Below are 1,188 nucleotides of genomic sequence, written 5' to 3'. Positions count from 1 at the left end.
TCTGAAGGGTGGGTTTGCAACACCCAAATCCTCTCAGACAGGAGGCATCTCTCAAAGCGGGCACCAATTGCCGCGACTAGCGGCTTAGTTCAATCGGCACCATAGCGGAATGGCCTCATCTTGGTATAGTTTTGAGGCAACCCGAGACTGCGGAGATCGTCGGCGGCTTGTACGCGTTCGATGAACTCAATTGGCTATTCGTCAAGTATTTGGTTGTGCCTGAGGCACTCCGAGGAAAGGGTCTCGGCCGTCAATTAATGGGAGAAGCGGAGCGCATTGCCCGCGAACGGGGATACCTGGGTATCTTTCTTGACACCTACGACTTTCAAGCAAAACCGTTCTACCTGAAGCTTGGTTATGAGCAGTTTGGGGAACTCGAAGGGGACGACCGTACGCCTCGACGGTTTTTCCTAAGAAAGGTGCTTTCTGCGGAAAACCGGAGACTAGGGACCTAACCGTTGCCATCGTGCCCAATAGTCGGAAAATGACCGCTTCTGGCGCAAAGAGGACCAGCGCAACCCACACAACTCTCGGGCTTCAGGCTGCCACGGTACGGAGGCCCGTGTCGCGGTTCGCCGAATGCGTTTCATCCAGAGCCGGGCCGCGGAAAATAAACAAAAACAATATAGTTAGTGGACGGCTGGATATCGAAATTTGCTACGCCATCATTATACTTTTTCGAAAAGTGTCCAGCCCGTCCGGGCACCCGATGTAGACCGGTAGTATGTTCGCTGGAGCGTCAGTAGTGACAGCTGGAAGGAGCGCCAGGTTTAAAGCCTTGGTCACAGACTGGATTCATCGGGCGCTTGCGATCCATCATTCGAGGAGTGAGAAATCGATTGGTCGTCGGTGTGGTAGACTCGCCCTTCTGCTGACTCACTGCCTTTGGGTTGGATTGCTGTGCCTTCGATGAAACAGGAGCCGCCGGAGATGGCGCAAGGGTCGTAAGGTTAAAGAGTGCAGCGACCGCTGCAACCATGAAAGCGCGGTTCATTGACATTCTCCTTCGGATGATCATCAAGGGCGATCACCGCAAACACGCGGTGAAATCGCATAGGCAGTCGGCCCATGCTGCCAGGGCTGTGTGAACCGGTGATGTCAACACGCTCGCGCAGAGAAGGAGCTTGACCGCAGCCCGTAATTGGTAACTGAACGCTTCAGTCCGCGGGAGCTTCCAATGCGTTCAAG

Annotated in this window: 1 protein-coding gene; it reads left to right on the top strand. The window is 54.5% G+C overall.

The window, feature by feature from the left end:
- The first annotated feature begins 92 nt into the window (after window positions 1-92).
- Window positions 93-455: a GNAT family N-acetyltransferase gene (locus FHT71_RS31175; RefSeq protein WP_183723312.1), complete on the top strand. Its 363-nt coding sequence runs from the start codon at window positions 93-95 to the stop codon at window positions 453-455.
- The last annotated feature ends 733 nt before the right edge of the window (window positions 456-1,188 follow it).

Source organism: Rhizobium sp. BK060 (assembly GCF_014193145.1).
GTDB lineage: Bacteria > Pseudomonadota > Alphaproteobacteria > Rhizobiales > Rhizobiaceae > Rhizobium.
This window is presented reverse-complemented; position numbering and strand designations above follow the sequence as displayed.